This is a genomic window from Acinetobacter sp. AB03 (genome assembly GCF_058107045.1).
Map to the genome: position 1 here is coordinate 3,064,314 of NZ_JBUEBA010000002.1, position 22,323 is coordinate 3,086,636.

The window sequence follows — 22,323 nt, forward strand, 5'->3', positions numbered from 1 at the left end:
CTTGTGCGCGGAGTGTACAAAATGTCTTTTTTTTAATCTAGTAAAATAATGTTAATGAAGATGCAGCTCTCAAAAAAACAAAAAGGAGCAGCATGCTCCTTTTTGTTCGTCTCATTTTAAGCTTTAGAAGGCGACACGTTTATAGTGACGATACTCTGGCTTCCAGAAGTTCTTCTCAATCGCGTGTTGCAATTGCTCATCACTAATAATCGGGGCTACACCTGCATCCATTGCTGCTTTGGCCACTTTAAAGGCTATCAGTTTAGAGACTTTCTGAATTTCATCAATCTCAGGCAATAAATCTGCTGTAGGGTTCACGAGCATCGGTGAGCAATCTGCCAAAGCATTACTCGATGCAATTAGCATAGAGTCTGTCACACGGCTTGCATTGGCCGCAATCACGCCCAGCCCAATGCCTGGGAAGATATATGAGTTATTGCACTGCGAAATATTATAAATTTTGCCTTGATAGTTGACTGGAGCAAAAGGACTGCCTGTCGCAATCAAAGCCTTGCCGTCCGTCCAGTGAATAATATCCGCTGGCACCGCTTCGACACGCGATGTTGGATTAGACAGTGGCAGCACAATCGGACGATCACAATTCGAAGCCAAAGTACGAATCACTTCTTCAGTGAATAAGCCCGGCTGACCCGATACTCCAATCAACACAGTAGGTTTGGCATTTTTCACGACATCGAGCAGTGAAATCACCTCTTCAGCATTGCCCCATTCCGCTATCACGTCTGGCTTTTGCGCCAATTTACGTTGGAAATCGAGTAGATTCGGCTGATTTTCAGTGATTAAACCAAAACGATCAACCATATACACGCGTGCACGCGCTTCGGCATCAGTTAAACCTTCAACTTTCATCTGCGCAACAATTTGCTCAGCAATCCCACAGCCTGCTGAACCCGCACCTAAGAAGGCAACAGTTTGATCTTTGAGCTGTTTACCTGCCGCACGTGATGCAGCAATCAAACTGCCCACAGAAACGGCTGCGGTACCTTGAATATCATCATTAAAACAACAGATTTCATCACGGTACTTATTCAATAAAGGCATGGCATTATTTTGCGCAAAATCTTCAAATTGAATTAAGGCTTTCGGCCAACGACGCTTGATCGCAGCAATCACTTCATCAACAAAAGCATAGTACTCATCACCACTGATGCGCGGTTGATTCCAACCCATATAAATCGGGTCATTCAGTAACTGCTGATTATTGGTCCCAACATCGAGGGTAATTGGTAAGGTGTAAGCTGGGCTAATACCCCCACACGCGGTATAGAGCGACAATTTTCCAATCGGAATACCCATCCCGCCAATACCTTGGTCGCCCAAGCCTAAAATACGCTCGCCGTCGGTAATCACAATAACTTTGACATTTTTCTTGTTGATGTTATGCAAGATGTCATCAATATGCGCACGGTCTGGATAGGAAATAAATGTACCACGATGGCGACGATAAATATCCGAGAAACGCTGACAGGCCTCACCCACCGTTGGAGTATAGATAATTGGCATCATCTCACTTAAATGGTTTTCAATGAGGTGATAGAACAAAGTTTCGTTGGTGTCTTGAATATTACGCAAGTAAATGTGCTTATTGATCGCATCATTAAAAGCACAATATTGTTGATAAGAACGCTGACTTTGTTCTTCAATGCTTTCTTCAACATGCGGAATTAAACCATGCAAGTTGAAGCGAGTGCGCTCTTCTTCCGTAAATGCCGATCCTTTATTTAACAGCGGCAACTCAAGCAAGGTATTGCCCGCATAAGGGATGTATAAGGGTTGTTTTGTCTTTAAATATTCTGTCGTCATTACCTATCTCGTTGTACATAGATTGAGATGAACCTATGGGGAGAATCTATGCATCTAATTCGGCTACTAGCTTAGCGCCATTTGCGCGTCTTTTGATATTTATAAACGTGATGCAATTATCAAAGCGATTTAGTCTGAAAATAAAAATCAAACCGACTCAACGTAAAAATGACGTTTACGGCAGTCTTTCAATCAAATAGCGCATGGATAAAATTTGAACTTGAATAAAGCTCAAGCTAAGCTAGCGCTTTTATTTCTTCTTTATATTAAAAATGATCATCAAAAAACTGATGTTGTTGTTGAGTCTTACGTGTCTTTGCCTCACACAAATGACAGCATGCCAATCCATTTCTACGGCGCAAACTACTGTGAGCAATAAAATTACAGGACTATTTGGTCATAACGAAAAACTGCCTGAAATCGATCCCAAAGGCATTGTCGATATCAGTAAAGCCACCATCGAGCAATATAAGCAACTCAGTGCAAATTTACCCTTGAACCAATGGGTCTATTTGGAAAATGAAAAACAAGGGATTTATCAGCTACAAAACAAATCGACCGAAGGCTTTGTGCTCTCACTACGTCTGAATTGTAAAATCAGCAGTCATCCCCCTACGTTTGAGCTTCAAGATGCTCAAGGCAAACGTATCTTATACGGCTATGATAAAGAAGCAGGACAGATTCAGTTTTTACTCGACAACAAAAACTATGGCAATCCCTTTGATCCATTTCAACGCCAAAGCCTGAGTCGTTTTCAACAACAGCTTGCCAGTGCCAAAGTCATTAAGCTCTTTCATGCAAGCAAACTGTATCGTTTTCAAAACCAAAATGCGGAACTCCTAAGCAAACCTGTCTCATGCCGTGAAAATAGCTAAAATGGAGGTTATTTGGGTGGGTTCAAATGTGACATATCAACAAACACACCGGTCAAACGGCGCACAATCGGTAGCACAATGAGCACTACAGGATAGGCCACCACCCGAGACATCATCCATGCGGACAGCCAAACCTGTAGGAAATTGTCCACCCAGCCCAAATTGCGCCAAAGATTGATCATCGAGATAATACCACTCATAAAAAATGAGATAAAAAATGGCAAAATAAACATGGCATATTTTGCTGGTAACTTGGGAATATTCCCAATGATCATGGGCCGCTGTTCAGACACGTTTTATCCTTAAAAGTATGCGTTTTGGTTTTCATCATACTGCGCTTTTCATGTTTATAGCAGCGCAATCGTTAGCAGTTTTTGAACATTTTTTATTCTATAAAAATGGATTCACCTAAAGACGCGGAAATTTGCTATATTTAGCGTTTTTCTGCGACATTAAATTTTCGACTGAATATGAACACGGCAATCCAAGCAGCTCTCGAGCACGCAGTACAAAACCTTCAAGCTGAAGGCGTCCTTCCAGCAGACTGGAACAACAGCAGTACTTTGACGCGTACCAAAGACCGAAGCCATGGTGACTTCGCGTCCAATATCGCGATGATTGCCTCTAAAGCTGCGGGTATGAAGCCACGTGATTTAGCCGAAAAAATTCTTGCTGCACTGCCTGAAGTGGCGGACATCAGCAAAGCAGAAATCGCAGGCCCTGGCTTTATTAACTTCTTTTTAAATGCTGACCAACGCTTTGCTGTACTTGATCAAATTCAAGCGCAAGGCAATCAGTTTGGTCGCACTCAAGCCAATGCTGCGAAGAAAATCCAAGTAGAATTCGTTTCTGCCAACCCAACGTCTAGCTTGCACGTTGGTCATGGTCGTGGCGCAGCATATGGGATGACGGTTGCAACCTTGCTTGAGGCAACAGGTGCAACGGTAGACCGTGAATATTATGTGAATGATGCAGGCCGTCAAATGGACATCCTTGCAACATCTACCTATTTGCGCTACCTCGAATTAACAGGCCAAGCACTGGTTTTCCCTAAAAATGCCTATCAAGGCGATTATGTTAAAGAAATCGCTCAAAGTATTATTGATGCTGATGGCTATGCCTACGTCCGCCCTGTGGCAGACGTCTATAAAGATGTCCCTGAAGATGTGCAATATGCAGAAGAACTCGATGCTGAAGGCAATAAAGTTGTCCTTTCAGGCGACAAAGAAAAGCATATTGATGGTTTAATCCATAATTCACAAAGCTTAATCGGTGAAGCTTACCGCGTATTCCACCAAGCAGCGCTGAATGCGATCTTAGATGACATCAAAGATGACTTGGGCGAGTTTGGCGTAACCTTTAACCAATGGTTCAGCGAAGCCTCATTGACAGACAAAATTGATGAAGCTTTAGAAACTTTAGAACAACGTGGTTTCTTATACGAAAAAGACGGCAACATTTGGTTCAAATCGACTGAATTTGGCGATGAAAAAGACCGTGTTGTGAAGCGTCGTAATGGACAAACCACTTACTTTGCTTCTGACATTGCTTATCACCTGAACAAATTACAACGTGGCTATACCGATATCATTGATATCTGGGGCTCAGACCACCATGGCTATATTTCACGGGTCAAAGCCGCGATTGATGCCTTAGGTTATGATTCGAAAAAACTGACTGTGCTTTTAGTTCAGTTCGTCAGCCTATGGCGTGGTGGTGAGATGGTACAAATGTCATCTCGTTCTGGTCAGTTCGTGACTTTACGCGACCTGCGTAAAGAAGTGGGCAACGACGCTGCGCGTTTCTACTACGTGATGCGTAAGTCTGAGCAACACATTGACTTTGACTTAGACCTTGCAGTTTCACAAAGCAAAGACAATGCGGTGTACTACATTCAATATGCGCATGCACGTGTCAATCGTATGGTCGATGTGAAAGCACCTGAAAAAGGCATTAGTTTTGATCGTAGCAAAGTAGCTGATTACGATGCGACCTTATTAGTTCTTGACGCTGAAACTGAAATTCTTGCCAAACTTGCGGCCTATCCTGAAATTGTGCTTCGTGCTGCAAATAGCTATGAACCACACCAAGTGGGTAACTATTTGAAAGAACTCGCAGCGTTATTCCATGGTTGGTATAACTTGGATAATACAAGAATTATCGACGAACAGAATATTGCCCTTTCGCAAGCCCGTTTATTACTTTCAATAAACGTACAACAAGTTTTGCGTAATGGTTTAGAGTTACTAGGTGTGTCTGCACCTGAAGCCATGTAATAAGTGAAGCAAAGCTTCGCACATGGCTGCAAGACCGAAAGCTATGCTTAAAGTAGCCATATCAATCCTGATGTATTGCTCGCTTTGTGAAACTTGAATTTTGCAAAGCGATTCTTTATTTTACGATGATGCCTCTTTTAATCCCTTGAGGCCAAGTACTAAAATAAAGAAAAGAATGGGCCAGTCCCTCATATTGATTAGAAGAAAAGAGGTTTCCACGTGTTTGGAAAAACGCAGCGCGGTGTATCTGAAAGACCGAACAAACCCAAAAAGCCACTGATTCCAGCTTGGCTCGGTACACTTGTGGTCATTTTAATCGTGCTCTGTTTTGCTGTAGCACTATTACTGTGGAAGCCTTGGGCACCAGTGAAGCCGAAAGGTCAAATCACTTCGGAACATTACCAAGAAGAAACCAATAAAGACTACCGTTTCTACGACTTACTGCCACAGCAGCAAGTGACGCCAATTCCTGATCAAGCCATTCCTGAAACCAAAGATAATCCAAGCACCGTGGTGATTGTTGAAGCACCTGCTGCCGAAGAAAGTACTCCTGCTGAACCGGGTTTAACCGAAGCAGCACCGACACCGCAAGCGCCAAGCTTTATATTACAAGTCCGCAGTTACCCTGACCCAGACAGTGCCGATGCACGTCGTGCAGAAATTATCTTAAATGGTCTCTCTGCCGATGTAGTCAAAACCGTTGAAGGCGGCCAAACATGGTATCGCGTGATTTCAGGGCCATACGACTCGCAAGAAGCCGCAGTGATTGCGCAACAAACCCTACAACATAGTGGCATTGACTCAATTGTGGTCAAACGCTAAAACAAAAAAAGGATGCCTCGGCATCCTTTTTTATACTCTGAGTTTGGCGAGAAAATTTTGAATCAATTGCACAACATGCTCAGCATGCACATAAGCCAAATCATGTTGACCCTGTGACACGATGTGCAATTCAGCATGTGGTATTTGACGGTGTAAAGACCGCCCCACTGCAACAGGACTAATTGGATCTGCATCGCCCCAAATCAGCAGAACTGGACACTGGATACGCTCCAGACTGTCTGTCAAATCAGACTGATGCTGAACAAACCAATCAGGAACCGTAAAGCTCTGTTGATAATCCTCTCTCCAGTCCGCCACCTGAAAAGGACTTAAATCAATGCCGCCTGAGGTTGCCACGAGCACCAAGGCCTGCACCTGTTCAGGCTTTTGTAAAGCAGCTTGTACTGCAAAAATACCACCCATCGATTGTGCAACGACCACAGAAGGCTGTTGAATTTGATTCAATACATAATCTTGTAAGTCCTCAAAACTCTGCACTTTCATTTCATCAGGATAGCCACCAAAGCTCGGATAAGCGACGACCATGGTTGAATCGTCCTTTAGGCGTTGGATAACAGGTTGCCAAAATGCCGTATTGCCCGATGCACCGGGCAAAAAAATCAGGTTCAAATCATCACCACCCACTAGAACCCACTGAGCTCCTTGGCTTTTTTAAAGGCTGGGCGCTGCTGAATACGCTGTGCATAAGCAACCATTTGAGGATTATGGGCTTTTACCCGCTCTTGCATTGCCACTACAGGAAAGCTCATTTGAATATCGGCAAAGGAAAAATCACCTGCAAAATATTCATGTTGAGACAAATAATTTTCCAAATATGCACTGTGCTCTTTCAAGCGTGGATTAATAAAGCCGCCTTTCACCCCATCACAAATTTTATTGGCAAGCGGTTTAATTAGAAATGGAACATGCTTGGGTACATTACTCATCACCAAGGTCATAACCAAATATGGCATCAACGAGCCTTCGGCATAATGCATCCAGTAGTTGTATTGCATTAAGTCCTTTGAATTTTTCGGTTTAAACTTGTGTTCTGTATCGTAGGTGGCTTGCAAGTATTCTAAAATCACCGCAGATTCTGCTATGACCAAATCACCATCGGTCAAAACAGGGGCTTTGCCTAAGGGATGAATGTTTTTTAACTCAGGTGGTGCAGCATAGGTCGGTAGGCGTTTATAAAACTTCACTTCATACTCCAGCCCTAACTCTTCCAAAGCCCATAAAATGCGTAAAGACCGTGAATGTTCCAAATGGTGCAGGGTGATCATTGTTTTACCTTTTTTAATTGAAATCTAGCACCCACTTTACTCTAAAATTTGGATTTTGCACCTCTCGATACACATGAATATCCAGTCGCACAAAATCCTTTACCGCCTATAAAAAACCGTCAAGCGAGTTAAACAATTGAGGTTTCAATCTCGACGGAACGTAATAAAATTTTAGTGACTGGTGTTTTTTGACAGATGTCTAAGATTTTTTGGCGTGCTTCTTCTGTCAATGTTTGCTCAAACGACAAACGACGGCTGATCCATTCTCGACCTTCTTTATTGGCATTAAAATCTGCTTCGACACTAAAAGTCCCCAATTCAATACCTTTGTGCTGCGCATACATACGTAGGGTAATCATGGTGCAGGAAATCAAACCTGTACAAATAAAGTCATAAGGTGCAGGGCCTTTGTCCTGACCGCCAAAAGACGCTGGTTTATCGGTAATGAATTGATGTCGCCCACTGCTTACTTTACCAGACCATGCTTCGACGCATGTTTTGACTTCCGCATTCGCAATGATTGCCATTTTTTATTATCCTATTTTTCATTGATATTATTTTGAATAGGTTAGGTTTCAAGTATTGAAACTGTCCACCTATTCTGTTGTTGAACGACGTGTCGCAGTATTCCCTTTATTTTGAAGCGCGCATTTGGTCTGGAAATGCTGGAGCTTCTAAGCGCGGACCTTCATAGTCAGGAATCGAACCAAAACGTTCATCTTGTGCAATCCACTGATCACGTGCAATTTTCAATTCTTCTTGAGTACGACCAACAAAATTCCACCACAGTAGAATTGGACTTTCAAACGGCTCACCACCTAACAGTAACAAGCGACTACCCGCATGAATTTCAATTTCAATCGCGCTTACACCCTGCTCGAGCACCACCATATTATCTTCATTCAGTTCGTGCCCATTGACCGTAGCCGTTCCTTCTAAAGCCATATAGCCATATTCAAAGTTTGGATTGAGTGTTAAACGAGTCTTGGTGCTTTCTGTTGCACTTAAGTCCACCCCTAATAGCTCAGTATAGACACTCACAGGTGAGGTGGTATTTAAGAACTCTCCGACCAAAATGGTAAATGCTACCCCATCTTTTTCCACCACTGGCAGTTCTGGATAGTGATCGAAACGGGGTTCAACAGCAATTTGTGCATCGGGCAATGCTATCCAAAATTGTGCCGCATGCATTTTGGTTTCTGTATCTGGTGCGACTTCCGTATGGGAAATCCCATGTCCTGCGGTCATGAGGTTGACCTGTTTTGGACGAATCAACTGTTTGCTGCCCAAGCTGTCGGTATGCATCATTGTGCCTTCAATCATCCATGTAAAGGTTTGCAAACCGATATGTGGATGTGGGCCAACATCTAAACCGTCCCCTTGAGGGAAGGTTACAGGGCCCGCGTGATCTAAGAAACACCATGCACCAATCATTCTTTTATGGCGACTTGGCAGCGCGCGTTTGATGACCGTCCCTTGGCCTATTTCAGCACTTCTCAGTGGAAACTCTTGAATGAATTGATTTACGTATTTTTCACAGTCATCCGAATGTGAAAGTTCAGTATAGTTATTATTCGTCATGTGCTTACTCATTACAGATCCATATGTCCTAGATCATAACAAGCAGATTCCCAACTGCACATCCCTAAAAATAGAATGCTGATTCTTAAACTTGGGACAATATCTTGTGTTTTCAAAACCTAACTACAAGGCAATGAGTGGATGTAAAAATGTTGTTAAATCTTTATTTTTTTAAAGATTACGACCAACTGAAAATACGAAAAATATTATTGTGTAAGCCCTTTTGATAAATGAAATATACAGATTTCTCAATTTTCATGCCTATCCCATATAAATTTCATTCTGATGATAGTGTAGATAAGGAAGGTGTTTTACATCCAAGTGCAATTTTAAATGTGTTGGAATAGAAAAGAACTCTTTATCAATCTCATTCAGCTTTTTCGAAATCTGAACTATTCCCGTGTCAAGAAAAGTAATAAATCCTTGATCAAATAGACGGTCAAAATTTGGGGACAATAAGAATCCATTATAAACATCTACTTTTTCATTTCCATCACACTTTGCCCAAGGCTTAATATGGGATGCAATTAAAAATTTACTATGATTAAAGCCTGTGACTGCACAATACGGATAAAAATCAAAAAGCTTTTTCCTGAACTTATTTTGAATCATTCTGACTTTAACTAAACGCTCAGCATCTGTTGTAAATATTTGTTTTTCCGTAAATATTGAAGCATCATTAACATCAATTTCTTTTAAAAAGTCACCATAATGCTTCAATGCAGAAGAATACATATTATTCCCCACTCGGTTTCTATCTTGATAGATATCTAAAGTAAAAATTGTCTGCTTTAATGCTTCAAACTCAATGCTGTTTTGAGGTAACTCATAACTAGGTAACCACTCATTAATTCTATTTTTTATAACTAAATCATATTTTAAAGCTGTAGCCTTTGAAAGATTCTTATTCTGTATTAACCAATGATAAAAATTCATCCCTCTCTCCCTACCTCGTTATATAAAAAAGGACGCCTAAGCGTCCTTTTCAGAGAGTAATTTCTCGTTTACTGCCACAGGCGTAGCCTTTGGCGTAAAACTGGCATGAAGCATTGCTTCTTGAAAGCCCTTCCTGCCGCGAGCACAGCTCTTAGCGTAATTTAGGCAAGAAGCTTCGCTTCTTGAAAGCCCTTCCTGCCGCGAGCACAGCTCTTGGCGTAATTTAGGCAAGAAGCTTCGCTTCTTGAAAGCCCTAAATTACTCCCATTCAATCGTTGCTGGTGGCTTAGACGACACATCATACACAACACGAGAAACATCTTTGATTTCATTCATGATACGCGTTGAGATTTTATCGACAAGATCATAAGGAAGATGTGCGAAACGCGCTGTCATAAAGTCAACAGTTTCAACAGCACGAAGTGCAATCACCCATGCATAACGACGACCATCACCGACGACACCAACAGATTTCACCGGTTGGAATACAGCAAATGCTTGCGCAGTTTTATCATACCAACCACTTGCACGAAGCTCTTGCATGAAGATGTCATCTGCAAGACGTAAAATGTCTGCATATTCTTTCTTCACTTCACCCAAAATACGCACGCCCAAACCTGGACCTGGGAATGGATGACGATATAGCATTTCAAACGGTAAACCTAAAGTTGTACCTAAACGACGCACTTCATCTTTAAACAAATCACGGATTGGCTCAACCAATTCAAAAGCCAAGTCATCTGGTAAACCGCCCACATTATGGTGTGATTTAATCACATGCGCTTTACCATTTTTAGTTGCAGCAGATTCAATCACGTCTGGGTAAATCGTACCTTGAGCAAGGAAGTTTACGCCATCAAGCTTACGCGCTTCTTCAGCAAAAACTTCGATGAACTCACGACCAATGATTTTACGTTTTTTCTCAGGATCAACTTCACCAGCAAGTGCAGTCAAGAAACGCTCTTCCGCATCGGCACGAATTACACGGATACCCATGTTTTTCGCAAACATGTCCATCACTTGCTCGCCTTCGTTCAAACGAAGCAGACCATTATCAACGAATACACAAGTCAATTGATCGCCAATCGCACGGTGTAAAAGCGCAGCAACCACTGATGAATCAACACCACCCGACAGACCTAAAAGAACTTTTTGATCGCCAATTTGCTGACGTAATTGTTCAACACGTAAGTCAATGATGTTTTCAGAGTTCCACAGGCTACGACAGCCACAAATGCTGTGTACAAAGTTAGATAATAACTCTGCACCTTTTGCAGTGTGCGTTACTTCTGGGTGGAACTGAATACCATAAAAACGACGCGTTTCATCAGAAACCATCGCAACTGGACAGCTTGGTGTGCTTGCAGTGATTTGGAAACCTTCAGGAATCACTGTCACTTTGTCACCATGACTCATCCAGACTTTAAGTTGGTCTTTGGTGTCTTCAAGATCACCAATCAACTTGTCACGAACTTGGATGTTTACTTCGGCATAACCGAACTCATGTACAGTACCCGGCTCAACTTTACCGCCAAGCTGTGCAGACATGGTTTGTAAGCCATAGCAAATACCCAAAACTGGTACACCTAAGTTGAACACAACTTCTGGCGCACGTGGGCTGCCTTCTTCGTGTACGCTCTCAGGACCACCTGATAAGATGATACCGTTTGGATTAAATGCACGAATGTCTTCTTCAGACATGTCATAGGCATACATTTCAGAATATACGCCAGCTTCACGTACGCGGCGTGCAATAAGCTGGCTATATTGAGAACCGAAATCCAAAATAAGGATACGATCTTCAGTAATTTGAGTATTGGTAGTCATGACAAACAACTATGAAAGGCAAACGAATATAAGCGCCGTATTCTAGCATTTTTCCGCGCATAACGCACATAATTCGGACAAGCTTTATACAACGCTTAAAACCCAATGGTTTTTATATCAAAAAGCACGCTTTCGCGTGCCTGATATTTATTTCAAAACTTTTTCTATTTAACGACTTCAATATCGGTCGGTTTATAACGATGTGTATTCACCTCTCCCACAACCTGCACTTTATCACCTGCTTTAATATTAGATGCTTTCCATAAATCGTCATCAATATCCAACAAAATACCCCCTGTACCATCGCTGAACTCGTAGTGGTCTTCATTGAGATGTTTCAGCAGCGTGCCTTTTAAGGTGACCGCAGTTTCATCTTTGAGCTTTGCAATGCCTGACACAGAGACATGGTTCTTTGCAACTTCTTGTAAAATGATATGATCATCTTTGGCCCATGCGCCAGCGGCAAGACTTAAACTTGTAATACATAACCCTATTTTAAAAAGATTTTTTCATCTTATTTTCCTCATGTTTTATTGATCTTGATCAAAAAAACAGAACGTCCACACCGTACTTTTTTATTTTGAATTATTTTTCAATCAGATGATCTAGACTCATTTTTCCTGCACCATGCAGCATTAGAAAAAATAGACCACCTGCCATGGCAAAATTTTCCATAAAATTAATGCTGGCTTGTGCGCCATCGTGAAAAATAAACGCGGTAATAACACTAAATAGGTCTAAGCCAAACGCAGCAAAGCGGGCTTGAAAACCAAATAACAGCGCTAAGCCACCACCAAACTCAACTAAAATGGTTAAAGGTAATAGCGCTCCAAGCCCCCATAGACTCCATATACCCTAAAGTTACGCTATAAGCTGAAATTTTTCCCTAGATTGCAACAAGGAAAATATAAGCCATCAGTACACGGGGAATTAAAGCTAAAACTACATCTGTATTGGGTTGATTGACAATATTTTTGGCCACAACATTTCGATTAAATATTTTTACACCTTTAAATAGGTTTTATTTGAAGTTGTAGCTATCTTAATGTTCGCTATTTTTAGAATAAATATCAATTTTCATCACACATCGTTTTAAGATAAGAACACTGATAGCTAAATTTATTTACGTTTTAATACTGACTTCTGATAACGAGACTGCTAGGATTTCCGCACTCTTTTGCTTATTTGTGCCCCATGGAACTGATTGATTTTATATTACATGTCGATGACCATCTGCTTGAGTTTATCACCAACTATGGGGTTTGGATTTATGCAATTTTGTTTCTCATCATCTTTGTGGAAACAGGTTTGGTGGTCATGCCGTTCCTACCCGGCGACAGCTTATTGTTTGCCGCAGGTGCCTTAGCAGCATCCACAGGTGCAATGAATCCGTGGACTCTTGGTGTTTTACTTTTTATCGCGGCCGTACTGGGCGATACGCTGAATTATCACATTGGTCGTTATATTGGACCGCGCGTTTTTGAAATCGAATCCCGTTTCATCAATAAACAACATCTGATTAATACACAAAAATTCTTTGAAAAGCATGGTGGTAAAACTATTATTTTTGCGCGTTTTATTCCTTTTGCGCGGACTTTTGCACCTTTTGTAGCAGGTGCAGGAAAAATGGATTACAAATTTTTCCTATCTTATAACCTAATTGGCGCATTCTGCTGGATTGGTTCATTCATTACTTTAGGCTATATTTTTGGTAATGTGCCTGTGGTCAAAGACAATTTCACGCATCTGATTTTCGGCATTATTATTATTAGCATCTTGCCGGGAATCATTGGTTTTATTCGTGCCAAATTAAAGAAAAAATCAACCACTGAAGCTTAAGCAAAAAAACGTAGAATCACGGGGAACATACACACCAACAACAACATGGCCGATCCTTTATATAAGAGATCGGCTTTTATTTGTTTGGACTCACCCGATAAAATGGCACGGCCAAAAGACATCCAGAACAGTGCCGTTGGCAATAATACCAGACTAAACACCGCAAACACCAAAAAGAAATTGGTCGGATTATCCCAAGCTTCATAGGGAAAAATACCTGCAGCAAATAAGACCGCTTTCGGATTTTTCAAAGTAGAAAAAAATAATTGTTTAGGTCGAATCGAGGTAAAACGTTGATTATGTTTTTCTAAGTGCGAGCTTTTCCACAAATGAAAAGCTAACCAAAATACATAAACTGCACTGAGTGCATGTAAAAGATCAATCAGATAAGGCCAAGTCGGTGTACTGAGGTGAATCAGGAGTGCCCATAAATTGATGGCATAGAAATACCCAAACAGTTCTGCGGGTACAAGTAAGCTGGTCTTCGCCAGACCTTGCTGATGTGCAGAGCTTGCGAGTAAAGCATTGGTCGGTCCCGGAATCATCAAGACAGCAATCATTGCCAATACAAACAGCCAACTCTCAATCATAGACATCCAACAACAGCATTAAAGATGCGCAATTTAGCCGAAAAAGAGTGGCTTCCTCAAGTCAAAGCGGAAAAAACACAGAACCCATGAGGTAAAAAAGTGCGTGTTAAAACGATAACTCATTGTTTTATGGAAATTATTTTCGAAACATTTTGCTAAGATTTTAATGACTGCTGAAAGATTAAACCCTTCAGCAGGATGAATAAATGCGACATTAATTCGTCTTATTTTGCACGGTAATCGCACAACCTTTAAATTTTGCAGCTTGTACAATTGCCTCTTGCTGACCCAAAAGTCGTGAAATTTCAGTTTTTTTGGTATTCGATGATTGTCCCATATTCACTGAAACGCTTGGACCAAAGCCCCAACCGCCACCATGACTCCATCCACCACCCAGACCTAGACCTACGCCAACACCCGTGCGTTTCGCAGTAGGTACACCTTCATCTAAATGTTGCTGAATCCGATTATATTCTGCTTGTAACTGGTGGCAGTTCAAAGCTTGATACTGTGTAGAAGAGACATAAGTCGGTTTAACCGTTGTGGCGCAGGCGCTCAATAACAGCGTACTGCCCACTAAAAAAGCAACTGTGATGTTTTTCATGCTGAATCTCGCAATTTATTATTCTCAATTTCATTGAACAATGATTGATAGGCCTGCGTCAATTTATGATCGTGTTCCAAATGAATCAAGGGTAAATTTTTGTGATGCGATTCTTTCATCAGCACTGATGGAGGCAACATACTTTCTAATACAGGAAGACCTTCATCCTTCAGCTGTTGCACCACTTCACGCGGAAGTTTGGCCTGCGCTTGGAACTGATTCACCACAATGCCTTCAATTTCCAAATGATCATTATGATCGTCTTGAGTTTCGAGTACATTTTCGATCAAAGTTTGCAGGGCACGTTTAGAAAAGACATCACAATCAAACGGAATCAGGACTTTATTGGCTGCAATCAGTGCCGACAAAGTAAAGAAGTTAAAAGCTGGCGGTGTATCGATATAGACACGATCATATTTTCCAGCAAGTTGTTGTAACGCATCACGTAGTTTATAAATTTTATGTTTTGACTCTAAAGCATATGCCAATGCCCCGAGGCTTGGGCTGGCTGGAATCACATCCAAATTTTTAAAAGGGGATTGGTGCACATAACTTTCTAAGCCTTTAGCTCGTCCTTTGAGGATCGAACCAATAGCACTGCCCAATAAACTTTTATTTTGAGTCGTTCCAAGCACTTCTTCAAAATAGTTTTCAATATTGGGTTCTAAAGCTGGTTTGTCTGCCGAGTACGTTGCGTCATCGCCCAATACATACTGACTCGAATTCGCTTGCGGATCGAGATCAATCAGTAAGGTTTTTAAGCCTTGATATGCACTAATTGCTGCCAAATTCACTGCAATACTGGACTTACCGACACCACCTTTTTGATTAAATACCACACGTGTATGCATGAAATCCCCTCCCTCTTGTTATTTTTCCGCTATAGATAGCAGTGTAGCGCAGAACAATCGCTGTGCCGATGATTATGTCTAACAATTAGCCAAAGTTTGGTTTAATCATGACTAAACCTAAAATGGATATCATCGCAACCACCGCCAAGAATAACCCCGCTCGGCGCTGTGTAAGTAAAATGCTGTCTTCTTTTTTATAAGCTTTCGACAAAGAGGACAACATCACTAAAAATAAAACCACTTTGGCATAAAACCATGTTTGCACATCAAAGTTTTTCATCACTAAAAGGGCTATCCCGGTCAGTACAATCACCAGCATACTTAAGTGCTGAATGGCTATAAAAGCTGTTCGACCTGCTGGATTGGGCTGATTGCCTTGGATGCCTTTAAATAGCGTAATGGCACGCGCCAAAATCACGACACATGCCAAGCTGACCGCACTCATATGCACGATCTTAATCAATAATTGTGTTTCCATAACTGAATCTCTGCTTAGCTTTTCGGGGCATGTGCGCAATTTGGACTAGAAGTGTCTTGTCCTTGCCATTCTGCGGGTAAAAAGGCATGTATAGCCAAAGCATGAATTTTACCAGGACTGAGTAAGTCTCCTGCTACTGCATAAATTTTTTGATGACGCTGAACTAAACGTAATCCCGCAAAAATATCACTCACCACGATCACTTTAAAATGTGATTCTTTCCCTGGGAAATAGCCGCCATGACCAGAAGATTCATTCACGACTTCTAAATGTGATGGGGAAAGCTGTTGTAAGCGATCAATCAGTTGCTGCTCCAAGCTCATACCTGTCTCCAAAAATAATGATTCGTTCAGAGTATACCTGTTCCTTCAGGATGTTGAATGCGTAAAACCCTTTCAGTAGCATGAGGCACAACTTTTCACGAGCAAAATTTAAAAAAATCTCAAGACATCATCTAAAACTGGCTTTATTTTATGCAATTAAACTCAGCTTTTTCATAAAGCTATTGACCCTGAACTTGCTTGCTGTATCATACAGCGCTATGCGGGAATAGCTCAGTTGGTAGAGCACAACCTTGCCAAGGTTGGGGTCGCGAGTTCGAGTCTCGTTTCCCGCTCCAAATTTTTTTCAGTGTAAGTTTTAGCAAAAACTGCTCAATACGCGGGAATAGCTCAGTTGGTAGAGCACAACCTTGCCAAGGTTGGGGTCGCGAGTTCGAGTCTCGTTTCCCGCTCCATTTTTTAGTGTAAGTTTTTATAAAAACTGCTCAATACGCGGGAATAGCTCAGTTGGTAGAGCACAACCTTGCCAAGGTTGGGGTCGCGAGTTCGAGTCTCGTTTCCCGCTCCAGATTTAAAAAGCCCTGATCGAAAGATTGGGGCTTTTTATTGTTGATTTAATTGATATTTATTCATCTAATTAGAATTATTTACTAAAGCCTACTTATAAATTTTACTGCCCAGCTCTATATTCAGTGCCCAAAATGTGACCATTATGTGCCACACCGTATATAAATCACCTTAAATGACCTCAAACGCTACTCACTTACATACAATTTTAGACTGTTTAGATTTAAAATAGAGGCCTAAAAAATCGAATTTCCCCCCCCAAATTTGAACTTATTTCTTAAGTTTGTGACCAATCACTTTTCTAAAGTGACCATCGGTGACCAAAATTTTTACCTATAAAAGCTCATTTTTAGATATTCATCTAAGTTTTAAATAAATCAATTCAAATTATCTAGATAAATTTTAACGATCGTTCAAATTTCATATCTACTTTGTGACCAATCAAGATTTCAAAGTGACCATCGGTGACCAAACTACTCTTCACTGGACTGATTATTAATATTTTTTTTAAAAATCAATAAATCTCCAACCTCTACCTCTAGTGCTGTGCAAATCTTATCAATTGTCTCAAAATCAATTCTTACAGACTCATCATTATAAAGTTTATGTAAAGTAGATTTATTAATTCCAGTGCTTCTAACCAGATCAGCAACTTTTAGCTTTCTTTCTGCCAACAAAACTGCCAAGTTTGAAATAATCATAAAATTTCCTAGTTAGATAGTAAAAAGTACTTGCAAAGACATAGAAATATGATAATTTACGTTTTAAGGATAATTTTTCCTATTTAACTAGTAAAAAATCAGAGGCTTTTATTATGTCATATACCTATCTTACAGCCCAACAGCTGGCTGAAAAAATTCAGTACGACGCTCGTACTATTCGCAATCAACTTAAAGATAGCGTCTTCATTGAAGGTGTTCACTATATTCGTCCTTTTGGTGGACGCAAGATTCTCTTTGTCTGGGAGCGTATCGAAAAGGAAATGCTGAAATTTACAGGTTTAAGCATGGATGCTCTTCAATAATTGACTATAGAGGAACTATGAATATGGCTAGCATCCGCGAACGAAATGGAAGGCTCATTGCTGACTTCCGTTATATGGGTATTCGATGCAGAGAAACAACGAGCCTTGAAGATAACGCATACAACCGAAGAGTACTAAAGAAGCGTCTAGAACAACTGGAAGCGGAAATCACTTTAGGTACTTTTGAATATGAAAAATATTTTCCTAAAAGTAAAAAAATTGATGACTTCAAAGAAAAACGTAGTCAACAAATTGCAGTACAAACACAAGTGCCACTTTTCAAAGATTTTACAGCTTTGTGGTTTAAACAGAAACAAATTGAATGGAGAGGTTCTTATCAACAAAAAGTAGCGATTGTCATTAAAAATTACTTGTTACCTGCTTTTGGTAATCTTGTTTTAACAAAAATTAAGAAGTCAGACTTGCTGAACTTCCGCGCCTCTCTCGCCAAAGTGACACACGGAAAAAATCAAACAAGTCTGAAAGCATCTAGGATTAATCAAATCATGACGCCTTTACGTATGATACTGAATGATGCGGCTGAACGATACGAGTTTGAGTCGCCTTATAAAAATATTAACAATCTGAAAGAAAGTAAGATTGAAGTCACACCTTTTTCTCTGGAGGATGTACATAAAATTATCACCACGGTACGTGATGACTTCAAACCTTATTACACCATCCGCTTTTTTACGGGCATGCGTACTAGTGAAATTGATGGCCTTCAATGGAAGAACATTGACTTACCACGCCGTGAAATCCATATCAGAGAAGCGTTAGTAAATGGGGAACTTGGTGGAACCAAAACTTATGGTTCTGACCGTACCATACAAATGAGTGATCGGGTTTATCAGGCCTTTCTACAACAGAAAAGCTTAAATAATGGTAAATCCAGTTTTGTCTTCTGTAATCGTGATGGTGGGCCTCTCGATTATCGCTTGGTAAGCAAGCGTGTCTGGCATCCCCTGTTACGCTTTTTAGGGCTAAAGCCCCGTCGTGCTTATCAAACACGCCATACAGCAGCAACACTCTGGCTGTCGGCAGGCGAGAACCCGGAGTGGATCGCACGCCAGCTGGGACATTCAACCACTGAAATGCTGTTTCGGGTCTATAGCCGTTACATCCCCAATGTTACACGTCGCGATGGCAGTGCTTTTGAAGCCATGCTAGAAAAACTCAATACAGAGGAGCTTGCACATGAATAGTAAGGCTTTCTTTGGTGGTGTGGTCGTCAGCCCAGAAGCAGATATGGTCGCTCGTGAATTAATCTATGAGCTACACATTCCCAAACTGCACAATCTGGCCTTTTTGCTGAAAGTTAACAAATGTTTCGATGACCATCAGGCTTTGAGACTTTGGCTACAGCGAATGCTAGATGATGGACAAGCCCATTACGATGATTTAGCTCAACAAGCCCGTATCCGGTTAATAAATCTAGCTCCCTGATCTAATAAATATACAAGGTCATCAAATTGATGACCTTAGCCCCTTATACCCATAAAAAGGTAAACCCATGCATAAAGATATTTCAATTTGGATGCCACTTTATATTGGCGACTTACAGGCAAAATTCGCACGAATGACTGTAGAACAAATCGGTGCAACACTTCTGTTAATGATGGATTTCTGGAAAAATGGTGCCATTCCTCATGACCTAGCGACTGTATGTAGCATCACAAAATTATCGCAACATACCAAAGCTAAAACTTTATTGAATACGCTGTTGGCCCTTGAATTGTTTGAAGTCGAATCTGAGCAGATTCATTCAAATTTTTTAACCAGTTTAAAAAGCCAGGCATTGCAAAATCAGCAAATGAAATCTGATAAAGCTAAAAATGCAGCTCAAGCACGTTGGGGGAAATCCGCAAGTAATGCTCAAGCATCAACTAAGCAACAAAAAGTAAATGCTCAAGCAGGTCCTGAGAAGAGCTCGAGTATTACTCAAGTTATACTTGAATCATGCCCTTCATCTTCATCTTCATCTTCATCTTCATCTTCATCTTCATCTTCATCTTCATCTTCATCTTCATCTTCAAATTTTGAAGAAAAAAATGAGAGTTTTTTAGAAAATTCAAAATGGATTTAGGAGATCAGCCATGAATACCATCCTTAAAACACTCCAGTTTCGCGCAGAAACAACGGAAACACTTTGCCCTGCCCATCATATACCCATGATAGAAATTGCAGGTCACAGGCTCTGTAAATTGTGTGCCAAAGAAACCGTCCATCAATCACATGCAGCCTATGAGAATGAACTGCAACAGCGATTGCTAAAACAGAAAATTAAAAATTCAGGGCTCAATAAACGCTACCTGGATCGGGGCTTCAAGAATTATGTAGTTGCATGCCCTGCACAAGACAATACCATCAAACTATGTCAGGCCTTTGCACAGCAGATTATTTCTGACCACAACCCAAATATGTTGATGATTGGTACACCGGGTACAGGTAAAACCCATCTGAGTGCATCAATTATTCGCAACATTCTGCATAACAGTACAAAATCTGCGCGTTACTATACCAGTGCAGAAATTGCTCAAAAAATGATGGACACCTGGTCAGATGCTTCACGCTCTGAGAAAGAAGTTATCGACCATTTCTCCAGTTTTGATTTATTAGTGATTGATGAATATGGCCTGCATGACCGGCATGAAAAACGCCTGGAGATGGTACATAAGGTTTTGTATAGTCGTTATGACAACATGAAATCTACCCTTCTGATTTCCAATTTCACAGTCCAAAATATGCAGCGAGATTTAGGTATCCGATTATGGTCACGATTACATGAAAACAATTTGATTGTAGTACCGTGTTATTGGGATGATCAGCGGATAACCAAATAATACGACTCTTTAGATCTCTTGCGAAAGTCATTATTGAAAATTTATCCGGTTTACCAGTGCAGCGATTAAGTTAATGCGTAAACCGAATCTTTTCCGTCTATTTCGATAGCGTTCACTTAATATTCTAAATGTCTTCAATTGACTATTGATGTGTTCGATCACAACTCGTATTTTTCCAATCATTTTATTGTACTTTTTCTCAACATCAAATAAGGGTATATTCTTCTTTTTCTTTATTGGCATCAATAATTTAAAGCCATCTTGCTCTAATCCGTAGTACCCTAAATCGGTCATAACATATTCACAATGTTTGAATTTCTTAACCGTTTTTCTTGCCAGTTTAATGTCATGCTGACTGCCATTCGATATATCTAGCCCTATGATTTGTTTGCTCTTCGGATGATAGATCACTTGTGCTTTTAGCGTATGTTTCTTCTTTTTACCACTGTAGAACTTACTCTGATTTTTTTTTCGGGCGTTCTATTGAACATTCTGTCGCATCGATAATGACCCAGTTAAAGTGTTCGTCTGCTGTGGTAATGCTTCGTTTTGGCAGAGTAAAACATCTTGATTTCATCAATGCATCTTCAACCTTTTTAATGGTTCGATTCACATTACTTTCAGCGATATGGTAGTGTGCCGCCAATTCCAGTTGAGTACTGTAGTTGCGTAAGTAATTGAGCGTTAATAACAACTGATCCTCTATAGCTAAAGTATGAGGACGACCTGATTTCTTTTTGAGTGATTCTGCTTTTTCTAAAACCTCTACCATTTCGGTAAAAACTGGTCGAGGTACGCCAACCAAGCGTTTAAATTCAGAATCTGAAAAACGGTTTAAGTTCTGATATCTCATGAAACTTAGATTGAGGTGGTTTTTACTTTCGCAAGAGATCTTTTACTTAAGCCAATTATCTCGCTGAAATAATTGGCTTTTATAATTAGATTTTTCAAAATTGCATTAATTGCATATTCTTATTAAATGGACAGATATTCTTATTTGAAGCTAAACACCCGTTCTTATTTGGTGGTGTTTCAAAAAGTATGCTGAAAAAAACAATATGGCTTTTGATAAAATAGAGGTATGAAAATAACGCTACAAATCAAATGTCCTACCTGTCTAAGTAACAATATAAAGAGAAATGGCATCAAAGTAGATGGGAAACAAAACCATCAATGCAAAGATTGCAAACGTCAGTTTATTGGTGCTCATGCATTAAGCTATCAAGGGTGTAACTCAGGTATTACCGGCAAGATATTACATTTAATGATCAGAGGAAGCGGTGTAAGAGATATTGCTGAAGTCGAGCGTATCAGCATTGGCAAGGTATTACGAACCTTAAGTGAATCGATCTATCAGATTCAGCCTAAACAAAGCCACTACGAATGTCTTGAAGTCGATGAACTTTGGACTTTTGTAGGGAATAAGCGGCGGTTGGAACAGGGAAAATTTCACTGGGCTAAAGTTCACCAGGGTGAAAGCGTAGCCCTCAGCCCAGAACAGTTACAGGCACTGATCCAGGGTTTGCCTTGGCAGCGCATTGGACGACAGCAAGTGGTCACAATGCTCTAAACTAGCTTGGTCCAAGTTGCTATTCTCCAAACGTTCTATTTCATTCTTCTCATGACCTCAGGCATACTGCGGTCATGAATACACTGCCTGATTTAAGCCAACTGACCCATGAACAACTGCTGGAATTTACTAGACAGTTGGCAATGCAACATCAGTCTCTGGCACAATCAAACCAGCAATTAGATGCCAAAGTTCAGCATCTTGAAGTATCCAATCTGCAATTAGATGCCAAAGTTCAGCATCTTTCCA

Annotated in this window: 25 protein-coding genes, 3 tRNA genes and 4 pseudogenes; 15 read left to right on the forward strand and 17 right to left on the reverse strand. The window is 40.6% G+C overall.

Annotation, left to right across the window (positions count from 1 at the left end; all coding sequences use genetic code 11):
• Window positions 1-123: 123 nt before the first annotated feature.
• Window positions 124-1,824: an NAD-dependent malic enzyme gene (locus ACY3FQ_RS15370; protein WP_005401899.1), complete on the reverse strand. Its 1,701-nt coding sequence runs from the start codon at window positions 1,822-1,824 to the stop codon at window positions 124-126.
• Between the two features lie 272 nt (window positions 1,825-2,096).
• Here ACY3FQ_RS15370 and ACY3FQ_RS15375 point away from each other — a divergent pair, with 272 nt between their 5' ends.
• Window positions 2,097-2,699 carry a YfjT/YkfB family phage-associated protein gene (locus tag ACY3FQ_RS15375; RefSeq protein WP_039890974.1) on the forward strand — a complete coding sequence of 201 codons (603 nt, stop codon included), beginning with the start codon at window positions 2,097-2,099 and terminating at the stop codon, window positions 2,697-2,699.
• An 8-nt stretch (window positions 2,700-2,707) separates the two neighbouring features.
• Here the strand turns inward: ACY3FQ_RS15375 and ACY3FQ_RS15380 are convergent, their stop codons facing one another.
• Window positions 2,708-2,992 carry a DUF2798 domain-containing protein gene (locus ACY3FQ_RS15380; RefSeq protein ID WP_489774309.1) on the reverse strand — a complete coding sequence of 95 codons (285 nt, stop codon included), beginning with the start codon at window positions 2,990-2,992 and terminating at the stop codon, window positions 2,708-2,710.
• A gap of 177 nt (window positions 2,993-3,169) precedes the next feature.
• On the opposite strand from ACY3FQ_RS15380, the gene argS reads away from it, so the two are divergent.
• Together argS and ACY3FQ_RS15390 are read left to right on the forward strand one after the other, a co-directional pair.
• Window positions 3,170-4,975, forward strand: coding sequence for an arginine--tRNA ligase (gene argS / locus ACY3FQ_RS15385; RefSeq protein WP_005401901.1), 1,806 nt, complete (start codon window positions 3,170-3,172; stop codon window positions 4,973-4,975).
• Between the two features lie 219 nt (window positions 4,976-5,194).
• Window positions 5,195-5,797 carry an SPOR domain-containing protein gene (locus ACY3FQ_RS15390; protein ID WP_004684390.1) on the forward strand — a complete coding sequence of 201 codons (603 nt, stop codon included), beginning with the start codon at window positions 5,195-5,197 and terminating at the stop codon, window positions 5,795-5,797.
• A 30-nt stretch (window positions 5,798-5,827) separates the two neighbouring features.
• On the opposite strand, the gene ACY3FQ_RS15395 is transcribed toward ACY3FQ_RS15390, so the two are convergent.
• The 8 genes and pseudogenes from ACY3FQ_RS15395 to ACY3FQ_RS15430 all read right to left on the reverse strand — a co-directional run bounded on the left by ACY3FQ_RS15395 (window position 5,828) and on the right by ACY3FQ_RS15430 (window position 12,427).
• Complete coding sequence (locus ACY3FQ_RS15395; protein ID WP_489774310.1) at window positions 5,828-6,427, reverse strand: alpha/beta fold hydrolase; 600 nt, start codon at window positions 6,425-6,427, stop codon at window positions 5,828-5,830.
• Window positions 6,428-6,441: 14 nt separating this feature from the next.
• Window positions 6,442-7,083, reverse strand: a complete 642-nt coding sequence (locus tag ACY3FQ_RS15400) for a glutathione S-transferase family protein (RefSeq protein ID WP_201953187.1) — start codon at window positions 7,081-7,083, stop codon at window positions 6,442-6,444.
• A 128-nt stretch (window positions 7,084-7,211) separates the two neighbouring features.
• Window positions 7,212-7,610, reverse strand: a complete 399-nt coding sequence (locus ACY3FQ_RS15405) for an OsmC family protein (protein ID WP_489774311.1) — start codon at window positions 7,608-7,610, stop codon at window positions 7,212-7,214.
• 106 nt (window positions 7,611-7,716) lie between these two features.
• Complete coding sequence (locus ACY3FQ_RS15410; protein WP_489774313.1) at window positions 7,717-8,664, reverse strand: pirin family protein; 948 nt, start codon at window positions 8,662-8,664, stop codon at window positions 7,717-7,719.
• A gap of 261 nt (window positions 8,665-8,925) precedes the next feature.
• Window positions 8,926-9,600, reverse strand: a complete 675-nt coding sequence (locus ACY3FQ_RS15415) for an HNH endonuclease (protein ID WP_489774314.1) — start codon at window positions 9,598-9,600, stop codon at window positions 8,926-8,928.
• A 258-nt stretch (window positions 9,601-9,858) separates the two neighbouring features.
• A complete protein-coding gene (guaA, locus tag ACY3FQ_RS15420; RefSeq protein ID WP_436905455.1) occupies window positions 9,859-11,427 on the reverse strand; it encodes a glutamine-hydrolyzing GMP synthase in 1,569 nt (522 codons plus the stop codon).
• A gap of 164 nt (window positions 11,428-11,591) precedes the next feature.
• A complete protein-coding gene (locus ACY3FQ_RS15425) occupies window positions 11,592-11,921 on the reverse strand; it encodes a NirD/YgiW/YdeI family stress tolerance protein (protein WP_489774436.1) in 330 nt (109 codons plus the stop codon).
• 91 nt (window positions 11,922-12,012) lie between these two features.
• Window positions 12,013-12,427 (reverse strand): annotated as a pseudogene (locus ACY3FQ_RS15430) (DoxX family protein).
• A gap of 194 nt (window positions 12,428-12,621) precedes the next feature.
• Here ACY3FQ_RS15430 and ACY3FQ_RS15435 point away from each other — a divergent pair.
• Window positions 12,622-13,266 carry a DedA family protein gene (locus ACY3FQ_RS15435; protein WP_058952395.1) on the forward strand — a complete coding sequence of 215 codons (645 nt, stop codon included), beginning with the start codon at window positions 12,622-12,624 and terminating at the stop codon, window positions 13,264-13,266.
• On the opposite strand, the gene ACY3FQ_RS15440 is transcribed toward ACY3FQ_RS15435, so the two are convergent.
• The 5 genes from ACY3FQ_RS15440 to ACY3FQ_RS15460 form a co-directional block, all read right to left on the reverse strand.
• Window positions 13,263-13,856: a LysE family translocator gene (locus ACY3FQ_RS15440; RefSeq protein ID WP_062031706.1), complete on the reverse strand. Its 594-nt coding sequence runs from the start codon at window positions 13,854-13,856 to the stop codon at window positions 13,263-13,265. The genes ACY3FQ_RS15435 and ACY3FQ_RS15440 overlap by 4 nt on opposite strands.
• A gap of 214 nt (window positions 13,857-14,070) precedes the next feature.
• Entirely contained in the window at window positions 14,071-14,460 is a 390-nt protein-coding gene (locus tag ACY3FQ_RS15445; RefSeq protein WP_279741464.1) for a hypothetical protein, read from the reverse strand.
• Window positions 14,457-15,311 (reverse strand): ParA family protein, encoded by an 855-nt coding sequence (locus ACY3FQ_RS15450; RefSeq protein ID WP_279737754.1) that lies wholly within the window; start codon window positions 15,309-15,311, stop codon window positions 14,457-14,459. Before ACY3FQ_RS15450 ends, ACY3FQ_RS15445 begins: the two co-directional genes overlap by 4 nt.
• Before the next feature lie 85 nt (window positions 15,312-15,396).
• Window positions 15,397-15,789 (reverse strand): SirB2 family protein, encoded by a 393-nt coding sequence (locus ACY3FQ_RS15455; protein ID WP_281964212.1) that lies wholly within the window; start codon window positions 15,787-15,789, stop codon window positions 15,397-15,399.
• Between the two features lie 14 nt (window positions 15,790-15,803).
• Complete coding sequence (locus ACY3FQ_RS15460) at window positions 15,804-16,112, reverse strand: BolA family protein (RefSeq protein WP_125274333.1); 309 nt, start codon at window positions 16,110-16,112, stop codon at window positions 15,804-15,806.
• 220 nt (window positions 16,113-16,332) lie between these two features.
• Between ACY3FQ_RS15460 and ACY3FQ_RS15465 the strand changes: the two genes are divergently transcribed.
• The 3 genes from ACY3FQ_RS15465 to ACY3FQ_RS15475 all read left to right on the forward strand — a co-directional run bounded on the left by ACY3FQ_RS15465 (window position 16,333) and on the right by ACY3FQ_RS15475 (window position 16,638).
• Window positions 16,333-16,408, forward strand: a tRNA-Gly gene (locus ACY3FQ_RS15465).
• Window positions 16,409-16,449: 41 nt separating this feature from the next.
• A tRNA-Gly gene (locus ACY3FQ_RS15470) sits at window positions 16,450-16,525 on the forward strand.
• A 37-nt stretch (window positions 16,526-16,562) separates the two neighbouring features.
• Window positions 16,563-16,638: transfer RNA gene (locus ACY3FQ_RS15475), tRNA-Gly, on the forward strand.
• A 472-nt stretch (window positions 16,639-17,110) separates the two neighbouring features.
• Here the strand turns inward: ACY3FQ_RS15475 and ACY3FQ_RS15480 are convergent.
• Complete coding sequence (locus tag ACY3FQ_RS15480) at window positions 17,111-17,338, reverse strand: helix-turn-helix domain-containing protein (RefSeq protein ID WP_005401914.1); 228 nt, start codon at window positions 17,336-17,338, stop codon at window positions 17,111-17,113.
• Window positions 17,339-17,451: 113 nt separating this feature from the next.
• Between ACY3FQ_RS15480 and ACY3FQ_RS15485 the strand changes: the two genes are divergently transcribed.
• The 5 genes from ACY3FQ_RS15485 (at window position 17,452) to ACY3FQ_RS15505 (ending at window position 20,504) form a co-directional block, all read left to right on the forward strand.
• On the forward strand, window positions 17,452-17,661 hold the full coding sequence (locus tag ACY3FQ_RS15485) for a hypothetical protein (RefSeq protein ID WP_005401915.1): 210 nt from the start codon (window positions 17,452-17,454) through the stop codon (window positions 17,659-17,661).
• A 23-nt stretch (window positions 17,662-17,684) separates the two neighbouring features.
• Window positions 17,685-18,866, forward strand: coding sequence for an Arm DNA-binding domain-containing protein (locus ACY3FQ_RS15490; protein ID WP_039890980.1), 1,182 nt, complete (start codon window positions 17,685-17,687; stop codon window positions 18,864-18,866).
• On the forward strand, window positions 18,859-19,107 hold the full coding sequence (locus ACY3FQ_RS15495) for a hypothetical protein (RefSeq protein WP_005401917.1): 249 nt from the start codon (window positions 18,859-18,861) through the stop codon (window positions 19,105-19,107). The genes ACY3FQ_RS15490 and ACY3FQ_RS15495 overlap by 8 nt, the downstream gene beginning before the upstream one ends.
• Before the next feature lie 67 nt (window positions 19,108-19,174).
• Complete coding sequence (locus tag ACY3FQ_RS15500) at window positions 19,175-19,747, forward strand: DUF1376 domain-containing protein (protein ID WP_308469638.1); 573 nt, start codon at window positions 19,175-19,177, stop codon at window positions 19,745-19,747.
• A gap of 10 nt (window positions 19,748-19,757) precedes the next feature.
• A complete protein-coding gene (locus ACY3FQ_RS15505; protein ID WP_005401919.1) occupies window positions 19,758-20,504 on the forward strand; it encodes an ATP-binding protein in 747 nt (248 codons plus the stop codon).
• A 30-nt stretch (window positions 20,505-20,534) separates the two neighbouring features.
• Here ACY3FQ_RS15505 and ACY3FQ_RS15510 read toward each other — a convergent pair.
• Window positions 20,535-21,357, reverse strand: a protein-coding gene (locus tag ACY3FQ_RS15510) for an IS5 family transposase (RefSeq protein WP_107010335.1) whose coding sequence is annotated in 2 segments (ribosomal slippage) — window positions 20,535-20,975 and window positions 20,977-21,357 — 822 coding nt in all. Because the reading frame shifts where the segments join, the coding sequence is not laid out codon by codon here.
• Between the two features lie 228 nt (window positions 21,358-21,585).
• Here ACY3FQ_RS15510 and ACY3FQ_RS15515 point away from each other — a divergent pair.
• The 3 pseudogenes from ACY3FQ_RS15515 to ACY3FQ_RS15525 all read left to right on the forward strand — a co-directional run.
• Window positions 21,586-21,930, forward strand: a pseudogene (locus ACY3FQ_RS15515) (IS1 family transposase); the annotation flags it as partial.
• 9 nt (window positions 21,931-21,939) lie between these two features.
• A pseudogene (locus tag ACY3FQ_RS15520) lies at window positions 21,940-22,074 on the forward strand (transposase family protein); the annotation flags it as partial.
• Window positions 22,075-22,148: 74 nt separating this feature from the next.
• A pseudogene (locus ACY3FQ_RS15525) lies at window positions 22,149-22,323 on the forward strand (IS66 family transposase); the annotation flags it as partial.